Raw genomic sequence first — 11,572 nt, 5'->3', positions numbered from 1 at the left:
ACCCCCCCCCCCCCCCCCCCCCCCCCCCCCCCCCCCCCCCCCCCCCCCCCCCCCCCCGCCCCCCCCCCCCCCCCCCCCCCCCCCCCCCCCCCCGCCCCCCCCCCCGCCCCCCCCCCCCCACCCCCACCAGAAAATCGCGGCCACCTGGAGCCCGCTGGGTACCGACATGAACTTCGGCGAAATCACCCGCCAGTTCGCCGGTTACCTGCAGACCAAGCCAAATTTCGACTTGAAACTGTCCAGCGAAGTGCAGGACATCACCAAGAACGAAGACGGCACCTGGCGCGTCAGCTACAAAAACCTGAAAGACGGCACCAAAACCGAAACCGACGCCAAGTTCGTGTTCATCGGCGCGGGCGGCGGTGCACTGCACCTGCTGCAGAAGTCGGGCATTCCTGAAGCCAAGGAATATGCTGGCTTCCCGGTTGGCGGCTCGTTCCTGGTGACCGACAACGCAAGCATCGCCGAGCAACACCTGGCCAAGGCCTACGGTAAAGCCTCGGTTGGCGCACCGCCGATGTCCGTTCCGCACCTGGATACCCGTGTCCTGGACGGCAAGCGCGTCATTCTGTTTGGCCCATTCGCGACCTTCAGCACCAAGTTCCTCAAAGAAGGCTCGTACCTGGACCTGCTGACCAGCACCACCACCCACAACATCTGGCCTATGACCAAGGTCGGCATAAAGGAATACCCGCTGCTCGAGTACCTTGCTGGCCAACTTATGCTGTCGGATGAAGACCGTCTGAACGCGCTGAAGGAATACTTCCCGAACGCCAAAGCTGAAGACTGGCGCCTGTGGCAAGCCGGCCAACGCGTGCAAATCATCAAGCGTGATGAAGCTGCTGGCGGCGTGCTGAAACTGGGTACCGAAATCGTTGCTGCACAAGACGGCTCTATCGCCGGCCTGCTGGGCGCATCGCCAGGCGCGTCGACCGCTGCACCGATCATGCTGAGCGTGTTGCAGAAAGTCTTCAAAGACAAAGTCGCAACGCCTGAGTGGCAAGCCAAGCTGCACCAGATCGTTCCAAGCTACGGCACTCAGCTGAACAGCGATCCGGCCAAAGTGGCTGCAGAGTGGGCTTACACCGCTAAAATCCTCGAACTGCCGACGCCTCCAGTGATCGGTCAGGTTGCTGCTCCAGCGGCAAATGCTCCGGCTGAAAAAGCAGTGGCACCGAAGGAAAACGCTGCACGTGACATGGCTCTGTAACTAGACGCCTGACACACAAAGCCCACTGAACCGGCGACGGTCAGTGGGCTTTTTTGTGCCAACTTGTAGGAGCTGCCGCTGGGGATTGTGGTGAGATCAGGCTTTGGCGGAAGCCAGATAAGCACCAAGCCGTCGGCCCATCTCTTCGCCCAGCGCTTGCAGACCGCTAAGTGGCCGTACCATCACTTCAAATTCGACAATCTTGCCGTGCTCATCGAAGCGAATCATGTCGATGCCCTTGAGTTCCTTCGAGCCCACCTTGGCGCTGAACTCCAGAACCACATTCAACCCGTCCGCCGTCGCCAGTTCGCGGTGATATTCAAAATCCTCGAATACCTCAAACACCGTGTTGAGGATCATCGCCACGACCTGCGCGCCAGGGTAAGGCGTGTGCGCCATCGGCGAGCGGAAAACGGCGTTGGCATCAAGCAACGCGGGCAGGGCGCTCAAGTCGCCGGTACGGATCATCTCGTGCCAGCGGTTCAGGGATTCGGCGACATTGGGTTGCAGGGTCAGATCAGTCATTTGCACCTCTGGATTTTTATTGTTCTACGACTCTAGATCAAAGCGCCGACAGGGCAAGCATGTTGTTTTCGCCTGAATATCAGCCTATAGCAATCCCTCTAGGGACTCTTACAGATCAGATCCCATCTGATACGCTTTTTTCGTTTCAATCTGCCCCTGTATTCGGTTCAGACGCAGGATCAGAATGCGCCGGCAGTTCGGTCACTCGCGACAGTCCTTCATCCCGAAGCGTCCAGTGCACCGCAAGCTCAGCATTAAGGAGAGCAGCATGAACAAGATGGGTTTTTTTCTGGGTGGTTTTTTGGTTCTTACCATTCTGATTGGCATGCTCGCGACGATTTCTCCGGTCTGAGGTGATGTGCTTCAAATGACGGCCACAGGTGTGCCGCGCGAATCGTGTTTAAATGCCGCGCCTCACACCTGTAAATGGATTTCACACCATGGCCGAACAGCATATCCGCGCCCTCGCACTCTGCGTTTTTCACCACAACGGCAGCATTCTGGTTAACGAGTTTCGTGACCCTGTCAGCCAGCAAACCTGCTTTCGGCCTATCGGCGGCGGGATTGATTTCGGCGAGACCAGCGCCGAAGCGATCGTGCGCGAAGTGCAGGAAGAGTTGGGTCAGTCGATCACGGGCCTGCGCCTGCTCGGCACACTCGAAAGCCTGTTCATCTATAACGGCAAACCGGGACACGAAATCGTCCAGGTTTACGACGCGTCGTTTGCCGACTCAAGCGTGTACACGCATGCGCAGATCACAGGCCACGAAAGCGACGGCGCGCCCTTCACCGCGCGCTGGCATGACAGCTTAAGCTTCAGCGAGCAGGCGCCATTGGTGCCGAAGGGATTGGGCGATTTGCTGAAGACCGTTGGTTTGCTGGATTGACGTAATTCCTCAGCGCTGGCGGCGCTCACTGCCGTCTGGATTGCCAGTGTCGAGCAATCTTCTTTCCACCAGCACATTCTCCAGCGCCTGACGCTCGACGGGCTTCATTTGGTGTTCACGCTTTTTCAGTTCCAGCAGGATGGGGCTGGACCAGGTGCGATAGGTCTGTTCGATGTTGCGGCGGGACGTCATCAGTCTCTCCTTGATCAAGAGCCCGGTGTTGCTGGCAGGGACTCTGTCCGATGAGGTAGTAACCCTAGACGACAAACCCGTATCTTGCGAATGCGTACCCCGTGTAGCAGCCAACGGCAGCTCCTGCACGGGGATTTTGGTCAGTCGTCAACCTTCATCATCGCCTGCACCCCTTCCCATGCCTCGGCGCGCATGCGTTCGATATCCAGCCCCGGAATCACGCCGTTATCAACTACGATCCGCCCGCCGACCAGGCTGTATTTCACCGTGATCGGTTCGCCCGCCACCACCGGCGCGACGGCTCGGTCGTGGAAGCCGTAGAAGCGTGGATGGTCGAGGCCGTAGACCACCAGATCCGCCGCCTGGCCGACTTCCAGCGTACCGACGGCGCCAAGGCCCAACACCTGCGCGCCGCCCGCTGTGCCCCAGTGGATGACATCTTCTGCTGTCGTCGCCGAGGCACCTTGTTCGGCGCGGTGGATCAGCCAGGCGGTGTTGGCTTCGCCGACCATGCTCCCGGATTCGTTGGAGGCGACGCCGTCGACGCCGAGGGAGATCGGCACGCCAGCCTCGTACATTTGCGGCACCGGGGCGACGCCACTGCCCAGTCGTGCATTGCTCACCGGGCAGTGGGAGATGCCGGTGCCGGTCTGCACGAGCATGCGGATTTCGCCGGGTTGCAGGTGTACGGCGTGGGCGAACCAGACGTCGGGGCCGAGCCATTCGTGTTCGGCGACAAACTCCACCGGCAGGCAGTTGTATTTTTCCCGGCAGAAGTTCACGTAATTCTGCGTCTCCGACAGGTGCGTGTGCAGGCGCAGACCGAGGCCGCGCGCGGTGTGGGCCAGTTCGCGCAGCAGGGTGGGCGGCAGCGAGAAGGTCGGCGTAGTGGGCGCGACCACGACGCGGCGCAATGCGTCCGGTGTGTCCTGGTGATACAGCGATTTCAGCCGTTCGATGTCACCGACCATCTGTTCAAGGCTTTCCGGTTGCAACGCGGTTTTCGAGAACCCCGGATGGGCGCTGGCCGACTCCAGTGCGCCGCCCCGGCACAGGACGAAACGCAGGCCGAATTCATCGGCCAGGTCGAACAGCAAGTCGCCGGTCTCGGTGCTGCCATGGGCGTGGTAGAGGTAATGGTGATCGGCGCAGGTGGTGACGCCGGACAACAGTAATTCGACCATCCCCAGGCGTGCGGCGATCCGCGCCAGTTGCGGCGTGAAACGGTTCAAACGCGGGTAGGGCACACTGGCGAGCCATCCTTGCAGGTCCTGATTCAAACCTTCTGGCACGGCTTTGAGCAGGTTCTGGAACAGATGATGGTGGGTGTTGATCCAGCCCGGATAAACCACGCAGTTGCGCGCGTCGATCACCCGTTCGCCGGGTTGCGCCGCCAGATCAGCGGCCATTTCAGCGATACGGCCATTGACCACGCGGATGTCCACGGCGCCCGCGCGGGCACGCGGGCCGCGCAGACCGGTCATGACCGCGACCGGGTTCTTGATCAGGATGTTCTGAAGTTGAGTCATGGCAGGTTCCAGTCAAAGGATGTGCGAGGCGGATTTGGCGGCGGCGGTTTGCGGCACGCTGACGCCATTCAGCGCGGCGTTGAGCAGCACCGACACCAGGCAGGCGATGACCACGCTGCTGTGCAGGAACGGCTGCGACCACTCGGGTAATTGTTTGAACAGGGTTGGCGCGAGCACCGGCACCAGCGCGGCGGCGAGGGTGAAACCGACGATCAGCACGTTGTAGCGATTGCGCTCGTAGTCGACCTTGGCCAGGGTCTGAATCCCCGCCGCAGCGACCACGCCGAACATGGCGATACCGGCACCGCCCAGTGCGGCTGTCGGCATCGAGGCGATGATCGCCCCGGCCTTGGGCACCAATGCAATCGAGCACATCAGCAAGCCGCTGACCGCGACTACCCAACGACTGCGCACGCCGGTCAGGATCACCAGACCGACGTTTTCCATGAAGGCAATAAACGGGAACGCGGCGAACATCCCGGCGATGGTGCTGGCCAGACCGTTGGCGCGCAGGCCGTTGATCACCTGTTTGTCTTCGACCGGTTTTTCGACGATGTCACCGATGGCCACGAACAGCCCCATCGACTCGACCATTTGCACAATCATCACCACCACCATGGTCGCGATGGGGATCAGGCTGAAGGTTGGCAAACCGAAGTAGAACGGATAGGGCACGGTCAGCCACGGCGCTTCTTCGACGCTGTGAAAACTGCCCATACCCAAACCGTAGGCCAGGCCGGCGCCGACCAGCATCCCCACCAGCACCGCCATGTTGCGCAGCAGCGGGCTGCCATAGCGGTTGACCAGCAGAATCGTCAGCAACACCACCACCGCCACGCCGAGGAAGGCCGGCGCGCCGAAGTTGCTCGCATTGCGCCCGCCGCCGACCCATTCATAGGCGATCGGGAACAACTGCAAACCGATCACCGTGACGATGCAACCGGTCACCACCGGCGGGAAAAACCGCCGCAATCGACCCACGAAGGGCGCGATCAGCATCGTAAAAATCCCGGCACCGATCACCGCCCCGCAGACCCCGGCAAACCCCACCTCCGGGTTGCTACCGATGGCGATCACCGGGCCAACGCTGCTGAACGCGACGCCTTGGAGGATCGGCAGACGCACGCCGAATTTCCAGAAACCGACGGTTTGCAGCAGGGTGGCGATACCGGAACAGAACAGCGTGGTGCTGATCAGCGCCACCGTTTCGGCGTGGGACATTTTCAGAGCACTTGCGACAATCAACGGCACGGCGATGGCGCCGATGTACGAGACGGCCATGTGTTGCAGGCCGAGGGTGAGCATCTGTCGGACCGGCAGAACCTGGTCGACGGGATGGACGGTGGAAGCAGCTTGCGATGGGGATGTGGCTGACGACATGGGGAAACACCTCTGGCTGTTTTTATGCGGTAGAGAGGGGTATTCGTCTGATGCCTTTTGATCCGGGAACACTGCAGATCCCTTTTGGAATGAGGTCATTTGTTCAGTGCGGAACCTGTGGCGAGGGGATTTATCCCCGTTGGGGTGCGAAGCGCCCCCAAAACCTGCCAGCGCGGAATATGAGACAAACCGCACTCACAGGATTTGCGACTGCTTCGCAGCCGAACGGGGATAAATCCCCTCTCCACAGGTGACCTCACCACAGAGTTCATTCCACAGATTTACAGTGCCCAGTGGGCATCAGTCATTCGTGCTGCGAAGCCGCCGTCCACCGGCTCCGACGCCTTGTTCAGCCTGCCAGGCAGGCGGCGAAGCCCTGGTTCAGCGCCGCACGATCCAGGTCGCGGCCGATGAACACGATCTTGCTTGAGCGGGGCTCCGTGCCCCACGCGGTCGATGCCCGGAATTCCACTAGGCTGTGCACGCCTTGCAGCACGTAGCGTTGGTCTTCATTGGCCACCGCCAGCACGCCTTTCATGCGGTACAGGTTGTCGGCCTGGGATGAGCGCAGTTCGCTGATCCAGCGGTGGAACGCCATCAGATCGACCGCGCCGTCGACGGCGATGCCCACCGACGACACGCTCGGGTCATGTTGGTGATCCTGCTTTTCGATGGAGTGCTCGTGCGTATGCTCGTTGTGGTCGTGGTGATCGTGATGCTCAGATTCAGCGCCAATTTCCATGAGTTTCTGCGTGCATTCGAAAGCGCCGATGCCGAGGATCTTGGTCAGATCGATTTGCGCGTGGGTGGAAGTCACCAGATCTGCCGTGGCATTCAATCCACGGATTTTGCCGCGCAAGGCTTCCACCTCTTCAGCACTGACCAGGTCGACTTTGTTGATGACGATGCGGTCGGCACAGACAATCTGATCGACCGCCTGATTGTCGACGCCGTCCAGTTGCAGATCTTCCAGATGCTGGGCGATGTGCTTGGCGTCGACCATGGTCACGATGGCGTCGAGTTCGACTTCATCGGCAATCGGATCGTTGATGAAAAAGCTCTGCGCCACCGGGTACGGATCGGCGAGGCCGCTGGTCTCGATGAGGATGTGGTCGAGCCGCACCGGGCGCGCCACCAACTCGCGGACGATGCGCACCAGATCCTCGCGAACCTCGGCGGTGCAGCAAACGCAACCGTTGACCATCTCGTAGATTTCTTCGGTTTCTGAGCTCAGCACCAGGTCGCCGTCGATGCCGACTTCACCGAACTCGTTTTCGATCACGGCGATCTTGCGGCCGTGGTTTTCCTTGAGGATGTAATTGAGCAGGGTGGTTTTGCCGGCACCGAGGAATCCGGTGAGGATGGTGACGGGGATTTTGGTGTTCGGAGTTGGCGCGTTGAATGGGGTGTTCATGGTGAGGCTCCTTTGATTGACCTTTGTGGCGAGGGGATTTATCCCCGTTGGGTCGCGAAGCGGCCCCAAATCTGCATTGGCGTTATTTCAGGCTGACCGCGTGTGCTGACTTCACGACTGCTGCGCAGCCGATCGGGGATAAATCCCCTCGCCACAGGTATTTATGTCAGTCGATGGATCTGCTTGAGGTTCTTGCCAGCGTGTGGCCGTGCCCGCATCGAGACCGAACAGGTCGAGCACGCGGCCGAGACTGTGGTCGACCATTTGCGCCAGGCTTTCCGGGCGGGCATAAAAGGCCGGCACTGGCGGGGCGATTATTCCGCCCATCTCGGTGACGGCGGTCATGTTGCGCAGGTGCGCAAGAGTCAGCGGGGTTTCGCGGGCCATCAGCACCAGCGTGCGGCGTTCCTTGAGGGTGACGTCGGCGGCGCGGCCGATCAGCCCTGATGACGTGCCGGTGGCGATCTCTGCCAGCGTCCTCATCGAGCACGGCGCGACCACCATGCCCAGGCAGCGGAACGAACCGCTGGCGATCCCGGCGGCGACGTCATCGGCGCGGTGGTAGTGGCTGGCCAGGGCGGTGACGTCGGCCAGTTTGTAGTCGGTTTCGTGGGCCATGGTCAGCAACGCGGCGCGGCTGATGATCAGGTGGCTTTCGATGTCCAGTTCGGCCAGCAATTGCAGCAGGCGCACGCCGTAGATGAAGCCGGACGCGCCGCTGATGCCGACCACCATCCGTTGCCGGATCACGATTCCAGCTCCTTGAGCAGTTGCCGCGCGCGTTCGAGCACGTCCTGATCGAGCTGTGCCTTGATCCCGTCGAACCCGGAACCGCGCGTCGCATCCAGCCCCATTCGCGAGGTGGTGCCATTGACCGAGGACGACGGGTCGAGCGGACTGCCGGGCAAGCCGTCGATGGTGAACATATCCAGATGCGGCTGGAAGTGCGTGGCCAGCGCCCACAGCACCTGACTGTCGTCGCTGATGTCGATATCACTGTCCACCGCAATCACGGTTTTCAGATACGGGTCCCAGCCGAGCAGGGCCAGCATGATCTGCCGCGCCTCGCCGTCGCGGCTCTGATCCAGCGCCACGTAGCAATGAAAATGCGTGCCGGAGTTCGGGTAATGCACGGCGGTGACGGCGGGGAAGCGTGCCCTGAGCTTCTCGCTCATTTCCGCTTCCCGGGGCAGCCGCGCCAGGGTCAGATGCTCGGCGTAGCGGCCGCCCACCACATCGACCAGCCAGGCATCCTTGCGCCGAAGCAGGGTGTCGACACGCAGCACATTGTTGGTCGAGCGATCCGAGGAGTAACCGCTGAATTCGCCGAATGGGCCTTCCTCGGCATAGGCCGCCGGATCAATAGCGCCCTCCAGCACAAACTCGGCATACGCCGGCACACCAATGCCATAGCGCGGGGTTTTTACCAGCTCCAGTGGCGCACCGAACAAACCGCCGGCCACTGCACGTTCATCACTGCCATAGGGCAGCCGCGCCGCAGCGGCAAGCATAAACAGCGGATGCGCGCCGACCACCATCGCCACGCGCAGTTCTTCGCCACGTTCGCGGGCGGTTTGCAGCATCCGCCACAGGTGCCCGCGTGAGTGCAGACTGGTGGCGAGGGCCTGGCGGGCATGGCGCATCGAGCGGTGGTAGCTCATGTTGGCGATGCCGGTCAGCGGGTCCTCGGCAATGATGATCGCGTTGGTGATGTATGGCCCCCGATCGCTGTCGAAATGCTTGAGCATCGGCAGCAGCGCGAGGTCCAGGGCCTCGCCTTCGAACACTTCATCGAGGATCGGGCCGGTCTCTACATAGCGCGGTGGGATTGGCTGGTTGGCGCGGGTCTGGAAGGTTTCGTGCAGTTGCGCAGGGGTTACGCCGAACAACCGGGCGATGCGGGTGCGAGAGGCGAACAGGTTGGTCGCGACCGGCACGCCGAGGTTGCCGACGTTTTCGCAGATCAGCAGTGGGTCGCGGCCTTGGGCGGCAAGGGCATCGACCAGGGCGGTGACGTCCTGATCGGCAGAAATCGGATGGGTGATGGTCAGCACATCGTCCGGGTACTCACGGCGATAGGCATCGATGAACACGTGAAAATCCTGAGAATCGCCGAGCGTCGAACGGGTCATGGTTTCACCTCGTAAAAAGCAGGCACGCAGGGGTGAGAAGGCGTTCGATCGACAAGCCGTTGGCCTGCCGGTCGAGCGAACGCCGGGTCATCTTCGTGCCTGTAAAGTCGCTGCGTGGCTCATTTGAAACACTGCAGACCCCCTGTGGCGAGGGGGTTTACTGTGGCGAGGGGATTTATCCCCGTTGGGCTGCGAAGCAGTCCTGAAACCATCCCACGCGATATGTCTGACTAACCGCGATAGCAGGTTCTGGGGCGGCTTCGCCACCCAACGGGGATAAATCCCCTCGCCACGAGTGCAGCATTTCTCCAGGGAACAGAGTCCAGCATCTCTCCAAAGAACAGGGTTCCAGCATTTCTCCAAAGAGCAGAGGACCTGCATTTCTCCCAAGGAACAGAGATCCAGCATTTATCTACTGAGTACCGGTGTCGGTATCAGAGGTACGTTGTGGTCAACCGAATATCCGCCTCAACCAAATCCTTCGGCGGTGGTGTCGGTTCGATCCCGCACAATCGGGCGATGTTGTTGCCCAGGTAGTCCTCCAGATGATCCTCGTCGATCCCCAGACCTTGCGGTGCCGGCGAGCACAACACCTCCAACTCACGCAGCCACATGCCCGGTTCGTTCGGCGGTGAGTCAGTGCCGAACACAATCTTGTTGCGCGGCAGTTCCTTGGCGAACTCGACGATCCGCGACTGGAAGCACCAACCCGATTCGCAGTACACGTTCGGCGTGTCCATCGCCATCCAGAACGCTTCGAACGAGTAGTTGCCACCGGTCTGGATGCCGAAGTGGCCGATGATGAAATTGACCATCGGGAACTCGCGGATGATCGGATAGAACATCGTCGGAATCGTGTACGGGCCATCGCCGGTGTGGATCAGCACGACGATGTTGTACTTGGCGCAGACTTTCATCGCCGGACGCAGCCAGTCCAGTGCGCGATCCGGGCGATAGCCGTGCATGTTGGCGTGCAGCTTGAGCATCTTGAAGCCGTATTCCTTGATGTGGAATTCCAGCTCCGCCGCGCCGTTCTCCGGCCCCCAGCGTGGGTTGTAGTTGAAGTTGCCGATGAACCGGTCCGGGTACTTCACGCAGAGTTCGGCGATGTACGACATGTAGTCGCGTACGCCCTCACGGCCTCGGCGATTGCCGTCGCGATAACCGGTGTTGCCCGGTGGCGGCTGGATGAAACCCATGTCGATGCGGCGTGGTTTGCCATTGATCATGTACGGGCCGTCCATCAGCTTGAGCATGCGCTCACCGGTGAACGGTTCGCCGGTGTGTCGCCAGGCTTCGTCGACCAGGTTGGTGGGGTGCAGATGGGTGTCGATGATCATCGGTTCAGCTCCTGGCCAGTTGAGTGGTGACGGGGCGCTTGAGTTGCGCCTCTGCTTCGGAAACGGAACGCGGTGGCGGGGTGGGTTCGAGGCCGATCATCCGCGCGGTGTTGTTGCCCAGGTACTCTTCGAGGGTGTCTTCGTCGAGGTTGAGGCCCTGCGGCGGCTCATGACAGAGCACTTCGAGCAGGCGCAGCCACATGCCCGGTTCGTTCGGCGGGGTGTCGGTGCCGAAGAGGATTTTGTGCGTCGGCAGGACCTTGGCGAATTCGACGATCCGCGATTGCAGGCACCAGCCCGATTCGCAGTAGACGTTGGGCAACTCCATCGCCCATTGCATCGGTTCAAACACATAGACGCCGCCGGTCTGCACGCCGAAGTGGGCCATGATGAAGTCGACGTTTGGGAATTCCTTGATCATCGGCACCCATTCCGACGGGATGCTGTACGGCCCGTCGCCGGTGTGCAGCTTGACCGGAATGCCCAGCTCGGCGCATTTCTCGAAGCAGGGGCGCACCCAGTCCAGCGCACGGTCCGGGCGATAGGCGTGCATGTTGGCCTGCATCTGGACCATCTTGAAGCCGTGTTCCTTGACGTAGCGCTCGATCGCCTCGACGCCGTTTTCCACGCCGCAGCGCGGGTTGTAGACGAAGCAGCCGATGAAACGGTCCGGGTAGGTCTGGACCATTTTCAGGGTGTAGGCCATGTAGGCGTCGATGGATTCACGGCCGCTCAGGTCGCCGTCGGTCCAGGTATAAATGGTGTTGCCTTGTGGCGGCTGGATGAAGGCTTTGTCGATGCGGCGAGGCTTGCCGTTGACCATGTAGGGGCCATCCATCATCTCCAGCAGACGCTCGCCGGTGAACGGGTCACCGTCATGCCTCCAGGATAGGTGATCGTTATAGGTTGGTTTTGTTATTTTTTGTTTTTTATTTTTTTTATATCTGTTGTTTGCGTTTAATT

11 protein-coding genes and 1 pseudogene are annotated in these 11,572 nt (G+C 60.9%); 3 read left to right on the top strand and 9 right to left on the bottom strand.

The window, feature by feature from the left end; all coding sequences use genetic code 11:
• Positions 1-118: 118 nt before the first annotated feature.
• Positions 119-1,210, top strand: a pseudogene (locus ACIQVE_RS17695) (malate:quinone oxidoreductase); the annotation flags it as partial.
• A gap of 96 nt (positions 1,211-1,306) precedes the next feature.
• On the opposite strand, the gene ACIQVE_RS17690 reads toward ACIQVE_RS17695, so the two are convergent.
• Positions 1,307-1,735: a nuclear transport factor 2 family protein gene (locus ACIQVE_RS17690; protein WP_402810531.1), complete on the bottom strand. Its 429-nt coding sequence runs from the start codon at positions 1,733-1,735 to the stop codon at positions 1,307-1,309.
• A gap of 184 nt (positions 1,736-1,919) precedes the next feature.
• Here ACIQVE_RS17690 and ACIQVE_RS17685 point away from each other — a divergent pair, with 184 nt between their 5' ends.
• Positions 1,920-2,087: a hypothetical protein gene (locus tag ACIQVE_RS17685; protein ID WP_402810530.1), complete on the top strand. Its 168-nt coding sequence runs from the start codon at positions 1,920-1,922 to the stop codon at positions 2,085-2,087.
• A gap of 88 nt (positions 2,088-2,175) precedes the next feature.
• Positions 2,176-2,622, top strand: coding sequence for an NUDIX hydrolase (locus ACIQVE_RS17680; RefSeq protein WP_402810528.1), 447 nt, complete (start codon positions 2,176-2,178; stop codon positions 2,620-2,622).
• Between the two features lie 9 nt (positions 2,623-2,631).
• Here the strand turns inward: ACIQVE_RS17680 and ACIQVE_RS17675 are convergent, their stop codons facing one another.
• From ACIQVE_RS17675 to ACIQVE_RS17640, 8 genes are all read right to left on the bottom strand, one after another.
• Complete coding sequence (locus ACIQVE_RS17675; protein WP_402810527.1) at positions 2,632-2,814, bottom strand: hypothetical protein; 183 nt, start codon at positions 2,812-2,814, stop codon at positions 2,632-2,634.
• Between the two features lie 140 nt (positions 2,815-2,954).
• Positions 2,955-4,343: an amidohydrolase family protein gene (locus ACIQVE_RS17670; RefSeq protein WP_402810525.1), complete on the bottom strand. Its 1,389-nt coding sequence runs from the start codon at positions 4,341-4,343 to the stop codon at positions 2,955-2,957.
• A gap of 12 nt (positions 4,344-4,355) precedes the next feature.
• A complete protein-coding gene (locus tag ACIQVE_RS17665; protein ID WP_402810523.1) occupies positions 4,356-5,723 on the bottom strand; it encodes a nucleobase:cation symporter-2 family protein in 1,368 nt (455 codons plus the stop codon).
• Between the two features lie 349 nt (positions 5,724-6,072).
• Entirely contained in the window at positions 6,073-7,137 is a 1,065-nt protein-coding gene (locus ACIQVE_RS17660) for a CobW family GTP-binding protein (RefSeq protein ID WP_402810521.1), read from the bottom strand.
• A gap of 111 nt (positions 7,138-7,248) precedes the next feature.
• On the bottom strand, positions 7,249-7,872 hold the full coding sequence (locus ACIQVE_RS17655; protein WP_402810596.1) for a UbiX family flavin prenyltransferase: 624 nt from the start codon (positions 7,870-7,872) through the stop codon (positions 7,249-7,251).
• An 11-nt stretch (positions 7,873-7,883) separates the two neighbouring features.
• Positions 7,884-9,269, bottom strand: a complete 1,386-nt coding sequence (locus ACIQVE_RS17650) for a UbiD family decarboxylase (protein WP_402810520.1) — start codon at positions 9,267-9,269, stop codon at positions 7,884-7,886.
• 434 nt (positions 9,270-9,703) lie between these two features.
• Positions 9,704-10,609, bottom strand: a complete 906-nt coding sequence (locus ACIQVE_RS17645) for an amidohydrolase family protein (protein WP_402810519.1) — start codon at positions 10,607-10,609, stop codon at positions 9,704-9,706.
• Positions 10,610-10,613: 4 nt separating this feature from the next.
• On the bottom strand, positions 10,614-11,528 hold the full coding sequence (locus ACIQVE_RS17640) for an amidohydrolase family protein (protein ID WP_402810594.1): 915 nt from the start codon (positions 11,526-11,528) through the stop codon (positions 10,614-10,616).
• Between the last annotated feature and the right edge of the window lie 44 nt (positions 11,529-11,572).

Source organism: Pseudomonas sp. NPDC098747, from assembly GCF_044760045.1.
In the GTDB taxonomy this organism is placed as follows: Bacteria; Pseudomonadota; Gammaproteobacteria; order Pseudomonadales; family Pseudomonadaceae; genus Aquipseudomonas.
Note: the sequence above shows the minus strand (reverse complement) of the source record. Positions and strands in the feature narration are given on the sequence as shown.